13 protein-coding genes are annotated in these 17,285 nt (G+C 70.9%); 9 read left to right on the top strand and 4 right to left on the bottom strand.

What is annotated here, in order from left to right; genetic code table 11:
• The first annotated feature begins 648 nt into the window (after positions 1 to 648).
• A complete protein-coding gene (locus O2L52_RS12660; protein ID WP_270115834.1) occupies positions 649 to 1,563 on the top strand; it encodes an SDR family NAD(P)-dependent oxidoreductase in 915 nt (304 codons plus the stop codon).
• A 119-nt stretch (positions 1,564 to 1,682) separates the two neighbouring features.
• Positions 1,683 to 2,303, top strand: coding sequence for a vitamin K epoxide reductase family protein (locus O2L52_RS12655; protein ID WP_270115833.1), 621 nt, complete (start codon positions 1,683 to 1,685; stop codon positions 2,301 to 2,303).
• A gap of 102 nt (positions 2,304 to 2,405) precedes the next feature.
• Here O2L52_RS12655 and cysC read toward each other — a convergent pair whose 3' ends face one another.
• Positions 2,406 to 3,950: an adenylyl-sulfate kinase gene (cysC, locus tag O2L52_RS12650; RefSeq protein WP_270115832.1), complete on the bottom strand. Its 1,545-nt coding sequence runs from the start codon at positions 3,948 to 3,950 to the stop codon at positions 2,406 to 2,408.
• A gap of 372 nt (positions 3,951 to 4,322) precedes the next feature.
• On the opposite strand from cysC, the gene ppc reads away from it, so the two are divergent.
• The 3 genes from ppc to O2L52_RS12635 all read left to right on the top strand — a co-directional run bounded on the left by ppc (position 4,323) and on the right by O2L52_RS12635 (position 8,987).
• On the top strand, positions 4,323 to 7,079 hold the full coding sequence (ppc, locus tag O2L52_RS12645) for a phosphoenolpyruvate carboxylase (protein ID WP_270115830.1): 2,757 nt from the start codon (positions 4,323 to 4,325) through the stop codon (positions 7,077 to 7,079).
• A 358-nt stretch (positions 7,080 to 7,437) separates the two neighbouring features.
• Positions 7,438 to 8,259: a TrmH family RNA methyltransferase gene (locus O2L52_RS12640; RefSeq protein ID WP_270115828.1), complete on the top strand. Its 822-nt coding sequence runs from the start codon at positions 7,438 to 7,440 to the stop codon at positions 8,257 to 8,259.
• A gap of 194 nt (positions 8,260 to 8,453) precedes the next feature.
• The gene (locus tag O2L52_RS12635) at positions 8,454 to 8,987 is read left to right on the top strand and encodes a hypothetical protein (protein ID WP_270115827.1); all 534 of its coding nucleotides are present in this window, start codon (positions 8,454 to 8,456) and stop codon (positions 8,985 to 8,987) included.
• 37 nt (positions 8,988 to 9,024) lie between these two features.
• Here O2L52_RS12635 and O2L52_RS12630 read toward each other — a convergent pair whose 3' ends face one another.
• Positions 9,025 to 9,897: an arylamine N-acetyltransferase family protein gene (locus O2L52_RS12630; RefSeq protein ID WP_270115826.1), complete on the bottom strand. Its 873-nt coding sequence runs from the start codon at positions 9,895 to 9,897 to the stop codon at positions 9,025 to 9,027.
• A gap of 177 nt (positions 9,898 to 10,074) precedes the next feature.
• Between O2L52_RS12630 and O2L52_RS12625 the strand changes: the two genes are divergently transcribed.
• The 4 genes from O2L52_RS12625 (at position 10,075) to O2L52_RS12610 (ending at position 16,159) form a co-directional block, all read left to right on the top strand.
• On the top strand, positions 10,075 to 10,905 hold the full coding sequence (locus tag O2L52_RS12625; protein WP_281847066.1) for a metal-dependent hydrolase: 831 nt from the start codon (positions 10,075 to 10,077) through the stop codon (positions 10,903 to 10,905).
• A gap of 194 nt (positions 10,906 to 11,099) precedes the next feature.
• Complete coding sequence (gene mfd / locus O2L52_RS12620) at positions 11,100 to 14,696, top strand: transcription-repair coupling factor (protein WP_270115823.1); 3,597 nt, start codon at positions 11,100 to 11,102, stop codon at positions 14,694 to 14,696.
• A 56-nt stretch (positions 14,697 to 14,752) separates the two neighbouring features.
• Entirely contained in the window at positions 14,753 to 15,550 is a 798-nt protein-coding gene (locus O2L52_RS12615) for a metalloregulator ArsR/SmtB family transcription factor (RefSeq protein WP_270115821.1), read from the top strand.
• An 18-nt stretch (positions 15,551 to 15,568) separates the two neighbouring features.
• Positions 15,569 to 16,159 carry a dihydrofolate reductase family protein gene (locus O2L52_RS12610; protein WP_270115819.1) on the top strand — a complete coding sequence of 197 codons (591 nt, stop codon included), beginning with the start codon at positions 15,569 to 15,571 and terminating at the stop codon, positions 16,157 to 16,159.
• 35 nt (positions 16,160 to 16,194) lie between these two features.
• Here O2L52_RS12610 and O2L52_RS12605 read toward each other — a convergent pair whose 3' ends face one another.
• Positions 16,195 to 16,917 (bottom strand): SDR family NAD(P)-dependent oxidoreductase, encoded by a 723-nt coding sequence (locus O2L52_RS12605; protein WP_270115818.1) that lies wholly within the window; start codon positions 16,915 to 16,917, stop codon positions 16,195 to 16,197.
• A 72-nt stretch (positions 16,918 to 16,989) separates the two neighbouring features.
• Positions 16,990 to 17,265 carry a DUF2277 domain-containing protein gene (locus O2L52_RS12600; protein ID WP_270115817.1) on the bottom strand — a complete coding sequence of 92 codons (276 nt, stop codon included), beginning with the start codon at positions 17,263 to 17,265 and terminating at the stop codon, positions 16,990 to 16,992.
• Positions 17,266 to 17,285 lie beyond the last annotated feature (20 nt).

Genomic DNA, 17,285 nt, shown 5'->3' with positions numbered 1-17,285 from the left:
TCCAGGGCGCCAGGTGCGGGTGTTCCTTGATCAGGTCGTCGACCGTCACGTAGAGTGCGGTAGCGAGGGAGTCCAGGTTATTCAAACTTGTTGCCACACAACGAGTCTGGACTCCCTCGCTTTCATGTCAACCGCGAGGGGCCCGACCCGACCCCAATCGACCCCTAGGAATCAACCATCTAGTGGTGGGTGGGGGCTTGGGACGGGGTTCCGACGCCGTCCCGACCGCTCGCCTCGCAATGGGATGAAGCCGCGGACCACCCGCCTCGCAATGGGATGAAGCCGCGGACCACCCGCCTCGCAATGGGATGAAGCCGCGGACCGCCCGTACCGCACCGGATCGAAGCCGCCGACCACCGGCACAGCATTGGAACGACGCCGCCGACCGCCAATGCCGCCTCGTGGCGAATCCCGAAGTCCGCCCGCGCTGCGATTCAGCGGGCTTCCGCCTGCACCGGGTTCAGGCCGTCCCGTCCGCGAACCCGCCGACCGGCATCGCCGGGACCTGGCGAACGCGCCGATCCCCTGCGCCGCTTCGCCTTCGCATGTTCCCGGACCTCACGCCTCACGTGCCCTGATGGTGGCGGTTTGGCGCAGTTCGGCCTGCCGGTGATCTGTTTGATAACAGTCACGTGAGAGACTGCGGTAATGAGTGAACCGCGCACGAGCGCCGACGCATTCGACTCGTCCTTCGACCCCGCCGACTACAGTGCCGACGGCTACGCCACCGTCGACCAGGGCCTCGCCGAGGTGATCGACCTCCCGTCGAACGGCGGCGCGCAGGGCACCGAGTCCTCCCGCGGCCGGCTGCAGGAACTCGACTCGCTCGCCGGAAAGATCGCGCTGGTCACCGGTGCGGGCGCCCCTGACGGCATCGGGTTCGCCATCGCGACCCGGCTGCGCCTCGCCGGTGCAGCGGTCGCGATCGTCTCCACCACCAAGCGGATTCACGAACGCGCCGAAGAGATCGGCGCGATCGGCTTCGTCGCCGACCTCGCCGACGAGGCCGAAGTCGGCGGCCTCGCGGACGCCGTCGCCGAAGCGCTCGGCGAGGTCGACATCCTCATCAACAACGCCGGCCTCACCTCCAAGTCCGATCCGGCCGTGGTGAAACCGGTCGCGCAGCTGTCCTATGCGGACTGGCAGACCGAGGTGACCCGCAACCTCGACACCGCGTTCCTCGTCTCGCGCGCGTTCGTGCAGTCGATGGCCGAGCGCGGCTGGGGCCGCATCGTGAACGTCGCGGCCACCACCGGCGTTGTCACCGCCGTCCCCGCCGAGGCCGCCTACGCCGCAGCCAAAGCCGGCGTCACCGGCCTCACCAAGGCCCTCGCCACCGAGGTCGTCGCCGACGGCGTCACCGTGAACGCGATCGCGCCGGGCCTCATCCGCACCGGCTCCTCCACCGTGCCCGAACTGCAGAAGGGCCTCGACGGCCCGATGGGCCGCCCCGGCAGCCCCGAAGAAGTGGCCGCCGCGGCCGTGTTCTTCTGCGCCCCTTCGGCCTCCTACATCACCGGGCAGACGCTCGTCGTCGACGGCGGCAAGTCCCTGCGGGCCTGAACCGTCACATAACGACCAGTCGTCCGCAACTTCGCACGGGCCGCAGTCGTTACCCTTGCGTGAACACGATTGCGGCGACGACAGTAGCGGCTGAGCCGACCGAGACGGGGGAAGCGCGGATGGACGAGGCTTTCGGCGAGGGCTCGCGCGAGGCCCGGGGACGCACCGTCACCGGCCTCGTGCTGCTCCTGGGCGGACTGGTCGGCCTCGCCGCCGCGTTCGACCTCACCTACGAGCGCATCGCCACCCTCATCGACCCGAGCCACGCGATCTCCTGCGACTTCAACCCGGTGCTGTCCTGCGGCACCGTGATGAACACCTGGCAGGCGTCCGTGTTCGGCTTCCCGAACCCGATGATCGGCCTCGTCGCGTTCCCGTTCGTCGTCTTCATGGGCGCACTGCTCCTGTCGAAGGTGTCCCTGCCGCGCTGGATCGCGCTGGCCTTCAACCTCGGGACGCTCGCCGGGCTCGTCTTCGTGTCGTGGCTGATCTACCAGTCCGTGTACCAGATCGGCGTGCTCTGCCCCTGGTGCATGGCGGTGTGGACCGTCGTCCTGCCGATCTTCTGGTTCTCCACAGTGCGCAACCTGCGCACGGGCGCGATCCCCGTGGGACAGGACTGGCGCGACGCCGTCGACGACCTGCTCCGCTACCACTGGATCGGCCTGGCCCTGCTGTACGCGCTGGTCGTCGTGCTCGTGGGCACCGGCTTCTGGGACTACTGGTCCACGCTCTTCTAAGTCGTTCAGAGACGCAAAGAGGAAAGGCCCCGGGTGGATGCCCGGGGCCTTTCCTCATGTCTCAGCCGAGCGGCCTCACCAGGGGCCTCGATCCGAGATGCCTCAACCCAGCCGCAGCCCGGTGGGCTCCAGCCAGCCGCCCTCGGAGAGGTACTCGAGCACCTGCTCGACCCCTTCCCCGACGGTGATCTCGGTCGTGTCGATGGTCAGCTCCGCGGCCGGCGGCTCCTCGTACGGGTCCGAGATCCCGGTGAACTCCGGAATCTGGCCCGAACGGGCCTTCGCATACAGCCCCTTGCGGTCCCGCGCCTCGCACACCTCGAGCGGGGTGGCCACGTGCACGAGCACGAAGTCCGCTCCCGCCGCCTCGGCCATGCGCCGCGCCTCGGCCCGGTCTGCCTCGTACGGCGCGATCGGGGCGGCCATGCCGATGCCCCCGTGCCGGGCGACCTCGGCCGCCACGAACCCGATCCGGCGGATGTTCACCGACCGGTCCGCGCGCGAGAACCCGAGCCCGCTCGAGAGGAGCCGGCGCACCACGTCGCCGTCGAACAGCGACACCGTGCGGGTGCCGTCCTCCAGCAGCGCCTCATAGACGCCGCGCGAGATCGTGGACTTGCCCGAACCCGAGAGGCCCGTGAAGAACAGCACCAGGCCCCGCTGGCGGCGCGGCGGCCGCGCCTTGCGCAGCTCGGAGGCCACGCTCGGCGGCGTGTGCCACTCGGGGAGCCCGAAGCCGCGGTCGAGCATGTCGGCGACCTCGGCGTCGCTCAGAGCGACCCGCCGGAACGGCGGCTCGATGTCCTCGACCGGACGCCACTGCCCGTCGCGCGTGTCGTACGCCAGCTCGCGCGGCACCATCGAGCGGACGCCGTCGCCGCCGCCGAGGCCGTCGCGGCCGGTCATGATGTGGGTCGCGCCGTACGCCGCCGCCACCTTCGCGGTGAGGAGCCCGTCGCGGAGCTTGTCGCCGCGCTTGGACAGCGGCACCGTCAGCACCGTGGCCGTCGGCAGCCGGTCCTTCGCCGCGAGCACTGATCGCACCAGCGCCGCCGTCGGCAGCCGCAGGTCCCGGTCGCCGTTCGTCTCATCGCCGGTGGGGATCATGACGAGCACGTGCGCGGCCAGGTTGTGCGCGGCCCGCGCCAGCTGCGCCAGCTGCGGACGGTGCAGCGGCCGGTCCGCGACGAGCGCCAGCACCCGCGGCTTCGTGTAGGTCGTGCGCGCCTGCTCCGGGGTGGCGCGCAAGCCCGTGAACACGCCGTGCGCGGCGTCGGCGATGCGCCGCACCGGGCCGCCGACGCGGACCATGTCCGGCCCGAGCGCGTCGAGGCTGTGGCACTCGACCGCCGCGACCGGCGCCCCCTCAGGGTCGGTGATGCGAAGCACACGCCGCTTCGGGTCGGGGTTGTCGAGCAGCCGCGCGGTCGCGATCGGCACGTCCAGCGTCACCGGGACCGGCCACGCCGTCCCGTCCGGGAGCGTCCCGGTCCGCGTCACCGACCGGGCCTCCGCCTCGCCCATGAACCCGCGCAGCGGCGCGTACGCGCCGTACAGCAGCAGCTCCAGGTCGGCGAGTTCATGCGGGAGGGGGGTGTGGCTCGGCGCCTCGGCGAGGATCTCATCGGGCAGTACCCAGTCAGACATCGGCGGTCGGGATCCCTTCGCAGTGCTTCGGGCAGGGGCGGCATCGGATTCGGTCGCACCAGCGTATGCCACGGGACCGTCACTCGCCTCACCCGCGCCGGGCGCTTATGCGCGGGATCGTCCCGCATGGCGGACTGAGAAAGTGGCGCACCCATTACCGGTAAGTTACGCTGACGGAGCCAATTTACGGGTCCGCGAGCGGGCGCCCAGGAGCCGATCCACGGCTCCGCAAGCGGTCGCCGAGCAGGCCCGAGAGCACGAGTGCAGCAGTGACCGCGGACAAGGACGTCGGCGCGGCCAGCCCCTAGGGCTACATGGCGAAGCTTGCGGAGCCGTAAGTTCGTGCCGCCCAGACCACCAGTGGAGACCTCCATGGACTACTTCGACTCCTCCAGCGGCATCGACGACAAGCAGCTGCGCCGCGACATCCGCCGGCTCGGCAACCTGCTCGGCCAGGCACTCGTCCGCCAGGAGGGCCCCCAGCTCCTCGAGCTCGTCGAAGAGGTCCGCGGCCTGGTGCGCCACCAGCCCGAGGCCGTCGCCTCGCGCCTCGCGAAACTCGACGTGAACGAGGAGGTCGACCTCGCCCGCGCGTTCGCCACCTACTTCCACCTCGCGAACATCACCGAGCAGGTCCACCGCGCCCGCGACATGCGCCGCTCCCGCGCCGAGAACGGCGGCTGGCTCTCCCAGGCCCGCGCCGACATCATCGCCGAGGACATCCCGGCCGACCAGATCGCCGCCGCCGCCGAACGCCTCGAAGTGCGCCCCGTCTTCACCGCCCACCCCACCGAGGCCGCCCGCCGCTCCATCCTCATGAAGCTCCGCGGCATCGCCGACCTCCTCGACGCCGAGACCGCCGAACGCGCCGTCCTCGGCTCCGCCGACGTCGACGCCGTCAACTCCCGCCTCGCCGAGATCATCGACCTCCTCTGGCAGACCGACGAACTCCGCGTCGAGAAGCCCGAGCCCACCGACGAGGCCCGCAACGCCATCTACTACCTCACCGACCTCTACCGGGACGCGGCCGCGCGGGTCCTCACCGACCTCAACGCCACCCTCACCGACCTCGGCGGCTCCCCCCGCCCCGGCCACGCGCCCCTCAAGTTCGGCACCTGGATCGGCGGCGACCGCGACGGCAACCCCTTCGTCACCCCCGAAGTGACCAAGCAGGTGCTGCTCATGCAGCACGAGCACGGCATCGCCGCCGCCGAAGGCGCCGTCGCCGCGCTCATCAACGAGCTCTCCGTCTCCCAGACCGTGCGCCCGGCCGCCCAGGAGCTCCTCGACTCCGTCGCCGCCGACTTCAAGGTCCTCGACAACATCCCCGAGCGGTACAAGCGCATCTACGGCGAAGAGCCCTACCGCCTCAAGGCCCGCGCCATCGAGGCGAAGCTCGGCAACACCCGCGCCCGCCACGCCGAAGGCCTCCCGCACCGCGCCGGCTTCGACTACGCCGACGGCCGCGAGCTCCTCACCGATCTCCAGGTCATGCGCGACTCCCTCGCCCGCCAGCGCGGCCAGCTCCCCGCCAAGGGCGTCCTCGACCGCGTCATCCGCACCGTCGGCGCCTTCGGCCTCCAGCTCGCCACCATGGACGTGCGCGAGCACTCCGAGGCCCACCACGCCGTCCTCGGCGAGCTCTACGACGCCACCGGCGAACTCGACAAGCCCTACGCCGACCTCGCCGCCGACGAGCGCGACGCCCTCCTGGAGAAGGAGCTCTCCGGGCAGCGGCCCCTCGCGCCCGCGAACGTCGAACTCGCCGAACGCAACCGCAAGACCTTCGACGTCTTCCACGCGATCCGCGACGCCCAGGTCCAGTTCGGGCAGTCGATCGTCGAGTCCTACATCATCTCGATGACCCACGACCCCGCCGACGTCCTGGCCCCCGCGATCCTCGCCCGCGACGCCGGCCTCGTCGACGTCGCCCGCGGCCGCGCCGACATCGGCTTCGTGCCGCTCATGGAGGAGGTCGAGGACCTCGCCGGCGCCGACGCCCTCCTCGACCGGCTCCTCAGCCTCCCCGCGTACCGCGCGATCGTCGCCGCCCGCGGCGACGTGCAGGAAGTGATGCTCGGCTACTCCGACTCCAACAAGGACGCCGGCATCACCGCCAGCCAGTGGAACATCCAGAGCGCCCAGCGGCAGCTGCGCGACGTCGCGCACAAGCACGGCGTGCGCCTGCGCCTCTTCCACGGCCGCGGCGGCACCATCGGCCGCGGCGGCGGCCCCACCCACGAGGCGATCCTGGCCCAGCCCTCGGGCACGCTCGACGGCGCCATCAAGATCACCGAGCAGGGCGAGGTGCTGTCGGACAAGTACACGCTGCCCGCGCTGGCGCGCGAGAACCTCGAGCTGACGGTGGCCGCTTCGCTGAAGGCGACGCTGCTGCACACCGAGCCGCGCCACCAGCCGGACGTGCTCGGCCGCTGGTTCAGTGTCATGGACCAGACCTCGGAGGCGTCGAAGGCCACGTACCGGGAGCTGACCGGGAAGCCGGGCCTGGCCGAGTACTTCTGGGCCGTGAGCCCCACGGAGCTCTTGGGCGCGTTGAACATCGGTTCGCGCCCGTCGAAGCGCCCGAACACGGACGCGGGGCTGGGCGGCCTGCGGGCGATCCCGTGGGTGTTCGGCTGGACGCAGTCGCGGCAGATCGTGCCGGGCTGGTACGGCGTGGGCTCAGGGCTAGCGGCCGCCCGCGAGGCGGGCCTGGGCGACGACATCGCCGAGATGTACGAGAAGTGGCACTTCTTCCGCAACTTCGTCTCCAATGTGGAGATGACGCTGGCGAAGACGGACCTGTCGATCGCGGAGCAGTACGTCTCCACATTGGTGCCGGCCGGGCTGCGGCCGATCTTCGAGACGATCACGGCCGAGCACGAGCGCACCGTCGCCGAGGTGCTCGCGCTCACCGGCGGTGAGAAGCTGCTCGACGCGAACCCGCAGCTGGCCCGGACCCTCGAGGTCCGCGACCGCTATCTCGCGCCGCTGCACCACCTGCAGATCTCGCTGCTCAAGCGCTACCGCTCGGAGGGCGGCGCCGACGGCGACGTCGACCCGCAGCTCAAGCGCGCGCTACTCATCACGGTGAACGGCATCGCGGCGGGCCTGCGCAACACCGGCTGATCGGTCGCGGTCGAGCCTTCGAGCCCGGTCCGTCAAGGTCGAGCCTTCGGACTCGATCTGTCACGGTTGAGCCGCCGCGCTCGATCCGTCATGACGGATTCGTCACGCCCGATCCGCGACGGCACCACGGGCCCGCGCCTGTTTCCGCAGGTAGCGGGCCTTTGTCGTACCCGTGTGAGAGGGTGTCCTTTTCATTGGTAGTGGTGAAGGTGGGATCGGGAGGGTACCCGGGACCGCCCGTACGGGCCGGGAACGGCCGCGCGGGCCGGGGCACAGCCCGGATTTCTCCGCGGCGGCGCCCGCGCCGCCCGTGGTAGGTTCTGCGCACTTGTCCCCACTACCGAGAAGCGCGGAGGCCATGGCGAGAGTCCTGCAGGTCAGCGTCCGGAACGCCAAGTACCAGCAGTGGGAGACCTTGCTGCGCAACCGCAACAAGCGCCACCGCGCCGGCTCGTTCCTCGTGCAGGGCGTCCGGCCGATCTCCCTCGCGGTCGAGCACGGCTGGACCGTCGAGGCCCTGCTCTATGACGCCGACCGCCCGCGCCTCTCCGACTGGGCCCGCGGCCTGCTCGAACGGCCCCACATCGAGCAGGCGGCCGTCTCCGGCGAGCTCATCGCCGAACTGGGGGAGAAGGACGAGGACAACCCGCCCGAGCTCCTCGCGCAGGTCAAGATCCCGCAGCGCCGGCTCGCCGACCTCGCCACCCGCCCCGACTGGCTCGGCATCGTCATCGACCGGCCGACCAGCCCCGGGAACGTCGGCTCGCTCATTCGCTCGGCCGACGCCTTCGGTGCCGACGCCGTGGTCATCACCGGCCGCAACGCCGCAGACCCCTACGACCCCAAGGCGGTCCGCGCCTCGACCGGGAGCCTGTTCGCGATGCCCGTCGTCAGTGCCGCCTCGGCCCACGAGGTCGCCGAATGGGCCCGCAAGCAGCCGCACGCGCCCGCGATCATCGGCACCGACGAGCGCGGGGAGCAGGCACTGTCCGAACACGACCTGCGCGGCCCCACGCTCCTCGTGGTCGGCAACGAGACCGCCGGCATGTCGAAGTCCTGGTTCGAACTCGCCGACGCCACGGCCCGCATCCCCATGTCCCCCAAGGCCGCCTCCTCACTGAACGCGGCCAACGCCGGTTCAGTGGCGCTCTACGAAGCCGCCCGCCAGCGCACCGCCTGAGCACTCCCCCGGACGGGGGACCGCGCTCACCTCGCGGGGGGAATCCGACCGGCCCCGCGGCCGGGAGCATGGAGTCGACCCGCTGAACGGCGGACTCGATCCTCAGTGCGGGAGCCCCGATGACTTCGCGATCCGATGCCCACGTCCGTATAGAGCCGACGGGGCGGGGGCGCCGAACCGCCGCGGGATCGGTGTTGATCTTCGGCGCGATCATGTTCGCCGCCACGGGTTTCCCGGTCACCGAGGGTGCGGCGGCGTTCGTGAACTGGGCGGGCCTTGCCGCGGTGCTGCTGGTGTTCGGCGGGTTCAGGGTGTTCGCGGGCGGGCATCGGCCTTTCCTCGGCCGACTCGGAGCCTGGGGATGCGGCCTCGTGCTCGCCGGGCTCGCGGCGACGGCGGTCGGCTTCATCGCCAACGCGGCCGGTCCGCTCGTGCCGAAGGCTTTCGAAGGGGCGGTGGCGCTCGCGGCCGTACCGGCGTGGACGCTGTCGCACCTGATCTATGCGGGCGCGACAGTCGTCGGGATCGCCTGCCTGCGGGCGCGCATCGTGCCCCGCTCGACCGCGCTCCTGCTCGTCGCGAGCTTCCCGCTGCTGATCGCCGGCGTCTCTTTGGGGCTGGCGGTCGGCGGATCCGCCGCAGACCTGATCACCTGGGCCGCGACGGAGGGCCAGGCCGGACTGGCCTGGGCGCTCATCGGCGCCCTCCTGTGCCGACGGGAGTACTGAGCCGCATTCGGGCGCCCGACTGGGGGCGGCATGACGGTCAGGCCGAGGTCTTGCTGGCCTGGTCCGCCACCGCGTCTTCGGCGAGTCTGCGTTCGTGCTGCTCTGCGGCCTTGCTCCACAGTGCACTGATTTCGGTCTCGTCGAGGGAGAGATTGAAGCGGCCCTGCAGGAGTCCGGCGAAGTCGGCCTCCTCGGCGATGATGCGGACCGTCTTCCCTTCCGGCGCTTGGGGGTCGTAGATGGTGAGGGTCCGCGCCCGCAGGACCCAGATGTCGGTCTCGGCGGGGCTCTGCACGGTCAGGGTCTTCACGAACGGCGACTCCGGAGAGGTCGAGAGCTCCGTGCACTTTGCCGCGAACTCGGGCACGTTGCGCGGGTCCAGGGTGAAGTCGAACGTCAGGTTGGTGACGCGCGGGTCGATCGAGCAGCGCCATTCGCCGTCGCCGAGGCTCCAGATCCCGAAGTTGAAGGGCCCCACCCGGTAGCTGCCGTTGCGGATCGGCAGGGGGTCGCGGAAACCGGTGCCGATGCCGGCGTCGGCCAGGTACTCGTCGCCGCCGGGGAACCGCACCACCAGCGGCATGTGGTTCCACCAGTTGCCGTCGCCTTCGGTCTCGCGGGCGACGCCGCCGAGGACGCGGCGCACGTCGAAGCCCATGGCCTCCAAGGCGTGCGCGAGGGTGCCGTTGTGCTCGTAGCAGTAGCCGCCGCGGCCGCCTTCGACGAGTTTCGCGAACAGCGACTCGGTGTCGAGCCGGATCGGCCTGCCGAGCTGGATGTCGAGGTTCTCGTACGGGATCGCGTCGATGTGGGCGCGGTGGATCCGCCGCAGCGCGTGCAGCGTCGGGCGCCTCGGGGCCCTGATCCCGACGCGCTTGAGATAGGCCGTGAGCTGCGAGGAGTCGAACACCCCTCGACCATAGCGCGAGGCGCTGCCGCAGGACGGGCCGTGATGATACTGATACGGGAATGATGTTGCGGGACTGGAGGAACCTCTCGCCTGGAACCGCGGTTGTCGTGCGCGTGTGGGATAGTCTCCACAGCTTCCAGACTCTGCTCCCAATCTGCCCTTGAAGGAGTCCCCACTATGGTCATGGGCCCGACCCACGCCATGTCCGGTGCCGCCCTGTGGCTCGCGGGCTCGGCGGTCGCCGACCTCGCGTTCGGCATCGACCAGTCCTCCGCCGAGCTCGTCGTCGGCACGATCGTCGCCTCCGGCGCCGCTCTCTACCCCGACATCGACTGCGCCGGCAAGGTGACCGAGAACAAGGGCGGCTCCACTGTGGCCCGTTCGTTCGGCGTCGCGTCCCTCTTCGTGGCCGAGGTCGTCGAACGCCTCTGCTACTGGTTCTACCTGCTCACGAAGTCGAAGAAGGACAAGAAGCGGAAGAACGGCCACCGCACCTTCACCCACACCGCCCTCCACGCCGCGATCGTGGGCACCGGCACCGGCTTCCTCGCCTACCAGTTCGGGAAGCCGGCGGTCATCGCGATCCTGTTCGTGCTCACGGGACTGGCGGTGCGCGGCCTGCTCGCCGAGACCGTGGAGAAGAAGGGCTGGATCGTCACGACCGGCGTCGCGCTGGTGGCCTCGTACGGCATGTACCGGTTCCTGCCCGAGGGCCGCGACTACTGGGTGCTCGGACTCGCGATGGGCATCGGCTGCTTCATCCACGTCCTGGGGGACATGATCACGAAGATGGGCTCGCCCCTGTTCTTCCCGATTCCGATCCAGGGCCGCCGCTGGCGCGACATCGGCCTGCCCAACTCCGTGGCGCTCCGCGCGGGCGGCAAGGAGGAGAACCGCATCCTCCTGCCCGTGCTCACCGTCCTCGTCGTGATCGGCATGCTCTACAACGTGCCCGAAGTGCAGCAGCTGCTCTTCGACCAGGGCACGGGCCAGGGCGCGAGCGAGTAGGCGCGGCGCGGCGCGCGGCCCCCGGCGAAGCCTGCGAGCCGCAAATGGGCGCCGTCCACGCGAGGTAGACTCGACCGGTTGCCGGAACCAGACGGGCCGATTCGCGGCTCGCAAGCAGCGCCAAGGGCTGCCTGGATTCCGGCCAATCGTCGTGCCTCGAGCACAGTGAAACCCGGAACCTCGCAGGAGTCCGCATGGCCGCAGAACGAACCGTTCCGAAACTCGCGAGCCTGCTCAACGCGGCCGCGAAAGCCCCGAAGCTCGCCCGCATCGCCGACCTCGCGGCCTCGTCCGACCGCCCGGTCGACGTCGTCGCCGTGCCCGGCGCGCGCCCCCTCGCGCTCGCCCGGGCCGCCGCCAGCTCGCCAGGCCCCGTGCTCGCGATCACCGCGACCTCCCGCGAAGCCGAGGAGCTGGCCGAGTCCCTGGCCTCCTTCATCGACGAGGAGGACATCGCGTTCTACCCCGCGTGGGAGACGCTGCCGCACGAGCGCCTCTCGCCCCGCTCCGACACCGTCGGCGCCCGCCTCGAACTCCTCCACCGCATCCATGCCGGCGACATCCCGCGCGTCATCGTCACCCCCGTGCGCGGCGCCCTCCAGCCCCAGCTCAAGGGCCTCGGCGAACGCGAGCCCGTGCAGCTGCGCCGCGGTGACGAGACCGACCTGCTCGACCTCGCCGCCCACCTCGTGGACCTCGCCTACGAGCGGGTCGACCTCGTGGAGAAGCGCGGCGAGTTCGCCGTGCGCGGCGGCATCCTCGACGTGTTCCCGCCCACCGCCCAGCACCCGCTGCGCCTGGAGTTCTTCGGCGACGAGGTCGACTCCATCCGCGAGTTCTCCGTCGCCGACCAGCGCTCCCTCGACGAAGCGCCTGAGCTGCGCGCCGTCGCCTGCCGTGAACTGCTCCTCACCGATGCGGTGCGGGAGAAGGCGGCCGCCCTCGGCGACGCCTACCCCGGCATCGCCGAGATGTGCGCCAAGCTCGCCCAGGGCATCCCGGCCGAAGGCATGGAGTCCCTCCTGCCCGCGCTCGCCGGACCGGACGAGCTGCAGCTGTTCCAGGAGGTGCTGCCCCGGAACTCGCTGGTCGTCGCGATCGAGCCCGAGCGGATCCGCTCGCGCGCGGTCGATCTCGTCGCCACCTCGAACGAGTTCCTCGACGCCTCCTGGGCCGCCGCCGCGGCCGGGGCCGAAGCGCCCGTGGACCTCGGCGCGGGCACGTTCCACGACCTCGCCGAGGCCCGCACCGCCGCGCTCGCCAAGGGCCAGCGCTGGTGGACGATCTCGCCGTTCGCCGTCGCCCCCGAGGAGGACGCGCTCGCGGACGAGCTCGCGACCATCACCGGCGAACCGCTCCACTATGGAGACGTGACGGCCGACGAGTCGATCACCGTGGACCTCGGCATCGCCGAGACCCCGCGCTACCACGGGAACACGCCGCAGCTCGTGGCGGACATGCAGGCCTGGACCCGCGAGGGCCGTGCCGTCGCCGTCGTCTACCCGGCCCTCGGCGGGGCCGAGCGGGCCGCCGAGCAGTTGAAGGCCGAGGGCATCGGCGCGCACCTGGAGGCCGCGCCGCAGGAGTTCCGCGCGGGCGAGGTCGTCGCCTGCACCGGCACGCTCACGCTCGGGTTCGTCGACGCCGCTTCGGGTCTCGTGGTCGTCACGGCCGCCGACATCGCGGGCGGCAAGGCCCTCGCGGCCCAGAAGCCGCGCAAGGGCAAGGCCGCCAAGCGGCGCGGCGTGGTCAACCCGCTCGAGCTCTCGCCCGGGGACTTCGTGGTGCACGACGCGCACGGCGTCGGCAAGTACGTGGAGATGGTGCGGCGCGCTATCGGCGGGGCCGAGCGCGAGTACCTGGTGATCGAGTACGCCGCCTCCAAGCGCGGCCAGCCGGGCGACCGCCTGTTCGTGCCCACCGACTCGCTCGACCAGCTCACGCGGTACGTGGGCGGCGAGCAGCCGACGGTGCACAAGCTGGGCGGCGCGGACTGGCAGAAGACGAAGCGCCGGGCCCGCAAGGCCGTTCGCGAGATCGCGGCCGAGCTGATCCAGTTGTACGCGGCCCGCCAAGCGGCCCAAGGGCACGCGTTCAGCCCGGACACGCCGTGGCAGCGCGAGCTCGAGGACGCGTTCCCGTACATCGAGACCCCCGACCAGATGTCGGCCATCATGGACACGAAGGCTGACATGGAGGCGCGCGTCCCGATGGACCGCCTCGTCATGGGCGATGTGGGGTACGGCAAGACCGAGGTCGCCGTGCGCGCCGCGTTCAAGGCCGTGCAGGACGGCAAGCAGGTGGCGGTGCTCGTGCCGACCACGCTCCTGGCGAGCCAGCACTACGGCACGTTCGTGGAGCGCATGGGCCAGTTCCCGGTGAAGATCAAGCAGCTCTCGCGGTTCCAGTCGACGCGCGAGGCCGGGGAGATCCAGAAGGGCATCGCCGCGGGGGAGATCGACATCCTCGTGGGCACGCACCGGCTCCTGCAGGCCGAGACCCGGTTCAAGGACCTGGGTCTGATCATTGTGGACGAAGAGCAGCGGTTCGGCGTGGAGCACAAGGAGAAGCTGAAGGCCCTGCGCACCGCCGTGGACGTGCTCACCATGTCCGCGACGCCGATCCCGCGCACGCTCGAGATGGCGGTGACGGGCATCCGCGAGATGTCGACGATCGCCACCCCGCCCGAGGAGCGCCACCCGGTGCTGACCTATGTGGGCGCCTGGGAGGCCAAGCAGGTGGCCGCCGCGATCCACCGGGAGCTGCTGCGCGACGGCCAAGTGTTCTACCTGCACAACCGGGTCGAGTCCATCGACCGGGCCGCGACGAAGCTGCGCGAGCTCGTCCCCGAGGCCCGGATCGCCGTGGCCCACGGGAAAATGGGCGAAGGCCAGCTCGAGAAGATCATGCAGGGGTTCTGGGAGAGCGAGTACGACGTGCTCGTCTCGACCACGATCATCGAGTCCGGCATCGACATCCCGAACGCGAACACCCTCATCGTGGAGCGGGCCGACCTGCTCGGCCTCTCGCAGCTGCACCAGATCCGCGGCCGCGTGGGCCGCAGCCGCGACCGGGCGTACGCGTACTTCCTGTACCCGCCGGAGCAGACCCTCTCGGAGACCGCGCACGAGCGGCTCGCGACGATCGCGCAGCACTCCGAGCTCGGCGCCGGCATGTACGTGGCGATGAAGGACCTCGAGATCCGCGGCGCTGGCAACCTCCTGGGGGCCGAGCAGTCCGGGCACATCGCGGACGTGGGCTTCGACCTGTACCTGCGCATGGTCGGCGAGGCGGTGGCGTCGTTCAAGGGCGGCGCCGAGGAGCCGCCCGCGCCGGTCAAGGTGGAGCTGCCGCTGGACGCGAACATCCCGTTCGACTACGTGGAGGTCGAGCGGCTGCGCCTGGAGATGTACCGCAAGATCTCCGAGGTCCACAGCGAGGCCGAGCTCGACGAGGTGCGCGAGGAGATGGAGGACCGGTACGGTCCCGCGCCCGACCAGGCGCAGACCCTGTTCCACCTGGCCCGGTTCCGGCTCCTCGCCCGCGCCCACGGCCTCCAGGACGTTGCGCTGCAAGGGAAGAACCTCCGGTTCTCCTCGATCGAGCTGCCCGACTCGAAGCAGCTGCGGCTCGGCCGGCACTACCCGGACGCGCACTACAAGCCGCAGGCGGGCCTCATCAGCGTCCCGCGCCCGACCACCTCGAAGATCGGCGGCAAGCCGCTCGAGGGCCTGTCGCTCCTGCAGTGGTGCGCCGACCTGGTCAACGACATCATTCCCGAGGCCGCCTGAGCGAATTACAAGATATTCCTTGACAAGAATATTCTCCATGAGGAATACTTCTTCTCATGGAAGCAATCCTCGCCGCACTCGCCGACCCGGCTCGGTGGCGGCTCGTCGAACTCCTGGCCGAGCGGCCCCGGCCGGTCGGCGTCCTCGCCGAGCTGGCCGGGGCGCGCCAACCGCAGACCACCAAGCACCTCCAGGCCCTCGAACGCGCCGGCCTCGTCGCCTCCCAGCGCAACGGCCAGCGCCGCATCTACGCGCTCCGCTCGGGCCCGCTGCGGGACCTGGCGACCGCACTGCATGCCCTCGCCGACGCCGCTGACGGCCACGAGGGATTCGACCGGTACGGCGCGAGCGCCGACGCCGAGCGCCTCGCCGCCACGGCCGAAGGCTGGGCCGACGGCCGCTCGTTCCGGTTCACCCGGTCCCTCCCGGCCGCTCCGGCGGCCCTCTGGCCGCACCTGACCGAGACCGAGCTGCTCGACCGGTGGTGGACGCCCGACGACTTCCGCGTCTCCGAACTGGTCTTCGAAGCGCGACCGGACGGCCGCATCGTCCTGGAGTACCGCGACATCGACGACAAGGGCACCGACCTCGTCGCCGGCCGCGCCGAAGGCGAAGTGACCGAGGCCATTCCCGGTGAGCGCCTGGCCTACCGGCTCTCCCCGCTGCTGCCCGACGGCGGCATCGCCTTCACCTCCCACGTCGAGTTCGACCTCCGCCCGAGCGGCGACGGCACGGACCTCGACGTCCACTGGCGGCTCTCCGACAGCACCGTCGACGCCGCCGACTTCATCGCCGGCATCGAGATCGGCTTCGGCCAGACCCTCGACAAGCTCGCCTCGATCCTCAACCCCTGAAACCGCAAGGAGCACACCATGACCACCACCCGACGCGTCGTCACCAACACCGCCCTCTCCCTCGACGGCCGCTACGCCAAGGCGAACCCGCTCGACATGGGCTGGGTGATGCCGTACGCGGTCTCGGACACCGCCCGCGACCACCTCGCCGCCCTCCACGAGACCGCGACCACGGCCCTGCTCGGCCGCGTCAACGCCGAAGGCTTCCTGGGCTTCTGGCCCACCGTGATCGGCGCCGAAGGCGTCGACCCCCGCGACGAGGCCTTCGCGCAGTGGCTCGTCGACACCGACAAGACGGTCCTCTCCTCCACACTTGACAAAGCGCCCTGGGAGCGGACGGAGATCCGCGACGAACCCACCGCAGAGGTGGTCGCCGACCTCAAGGCCGGTGAAGGCGGCGACATCCTGGTGCTCGCCAGCGCGAGCGTCATCAAGGCGCTCCTGGCCGCCGACCAGGTCGACCGCCTGGCGATCACGCTGTTCCCGGTGTTCCTCGGCGAGGGCCCGCGCCTGTTCGACGGCGGGCTCCCCGAAGGGCAGTGGGCGCTGGCGAGCCAGGCCGCGGGCGAGGACGGCACGGTCTCCCTGGTCTACGACCGCATCCGCTGATCGAGGCGCGAAGGGGCCGGATGAGTCCGGCCCCTTCAGGCCTGCTCGAAGTAGAACGACTTGATGTAGCAGTCGCGCGGCTGGCCGATCGCGAACATGACGCAGTCGGCGACCGAGCGGGCCGTGAGGGCGTCACCGTCGCTGCGTTCGGCGTCCCATGCGGGTCCGAGCGGGTCGGTGTCGTCGAAGTCCGGCGGGTAGAGGGAGATGACGCGGACCCCTTGGGGCCGCAGGCGCTTCGAGAGCACTTCGGTGAACCCGGACTGCGCGGCCTTCGCGGCGTAGAACGCCTCGTGCGCTTCGGACCGGTGGTTGCCGTACTCGCCGCACCCGGACACCATGGTCACGATGTCAGGCCGCGGGCTGCGCAGCAGCAGCGGCAGGAGCGCCTTGGTGGCGAGCACCGTGCCGGTGGCGCCGGCCGCGATGGTCGCCGCGACCTGCGCGTCGTCCGCTTCGAGGAACCCGCCCGCGTCCAGGTAGGGCGCGCCGTTGTTGACGAGCACGTCGACAGCGTCGGTCACCTCGCCGACGGTGGTGGCGAACTCGCGCACCGACTCGGGATCGGCAAGGTCGCATTCGAACGCGTGCGCCCGCCCGCCGGCGTGCCGCACCTCCTCCGCGACCGTTTCGGCCGCCCGGAAGTCGCGGGCACTGAGGAACACCTCCGCGCCGTCCCGGCTCAGCGCGATCGCCAGGCTCCTGCCGAAGCCGCGACCGGCCCCGGTCACGACCACCCGATATCCGTCGAACCGCATGAGCGCCCCTTCCCGCATGTGGAAGTCTCAGCTTCCCACCGATGCGGGCGCAGGGGCGTCTTCGGACGGGTCTTAGTCCCCGGTGCCGAAGCGCTGGGCCGAGCGGGCCTTCGCCTTGGCCGCCTCGACCTCGCGGTCCTTCGGCGGTGCGGACGTGACCAGGCCGTCGAGCAGCTCCTGGGTCGCGGCGGCGATCGCGGCCACGGCGGCCTCGAAGACCGCCTCGTTGGCCTGCGACGGATGGGTCGAGCCGCTGACCTTGCGCACGTACTGGAGCGCGGCGGCGGCGACCTCCTCCTCCGTGGCGGGCGGATCGAAGTTGAACAGGGTCTTCACATTGCGGCACATGTCCCAATGGTGGCACGGTG

This window comes from Glycomyces algeriensis (assembly GCF_027622855.1).
Lineage (GTDB): Bacteria > Actinomycetota > Actinomycetes > Mycobacteriales > Micromonosporaceae > Glycomyces > Glycomyces algeriensis.
Note: the sequence above shows the minus strand (reverse complement) of the source record. Positions and strands in the feature narration are given on the sequence as shown.